General features: G+C 65.6%; 1 pseudogene. It reads left to right on the forward strand.

The features are described 5' to 3' along the window. Positions 1-678: pseudogene (locus E5J99_RS21955) on the forward strand (IS5 family transposase); the annotation flags it as partial.

The following is a 678-nucleotide window of genomic DNA, read 5'->3' on the forward strand; positions in this document are numbered from 1 at the left end:
CTGCGCACGGGCTGCCAATGGAAGGCCCTGGATGCGACGGGCTTGTGCAAGGGCTCCACGGCGCACAGCCGGTTTCAAGCGTGGGTGCAGGCCGGCGTCTTTGCCCGGCTCTGGGACGAAGCCTTGCGGGACTACGACGACTTAATCGGGTTGAATTTCGCCTGGATGTCCCTCGACGGCTCGCTGCATAAAGCGCCGTTGGGTGGGGGAAAAAACCGGGGCCAACCCCACGGACCGCGGCAAAGGCGGCGTCAAGCGCAGCCTCTTGACCGAGGCGCGGGGCATCCCGGTGGGGCTGGTGCTGGACGGGGCCAATCGGCATGACATGAAGTTGACCGAAAGCACCTTGACGAGCCTGCCCCCGGCCGCCGAAGCCGCCCGCGACGTCCACCGGGCGGCCGGCGCTGCGCAGCACCTGTGCCTGGACGCGGGCTACGATTACGACCAGGTGCGCGAAATCGTCGCCGCCCACGGCTACACGGCGCACATCCGGCCGCGGGGCGAAGAAGTCCAGGCCAAAAAAGCCGGGCAGAAGGCCCGCCGGTGGGTGGTCGAGCGCACGCACTCCTGGCTCAACCGCTTCCGCCACCTGCTGATTCGTTGGGCCAAAAAACCCGAAAACTATCTGGCCATGCTCCATTTTGCTTGCGCTCGAATCACCTGGTATAACTGCCTATT

Source organism: Hymenobacter elongatus, from assembly GCF_004745955.1.
Classification (GTDB): Bacteria; Bacteroidota; Bacteroidia; order Cytophagales; family Hymenobacteraceae; genus Hymenobacter; species Hymenobacter elongatus.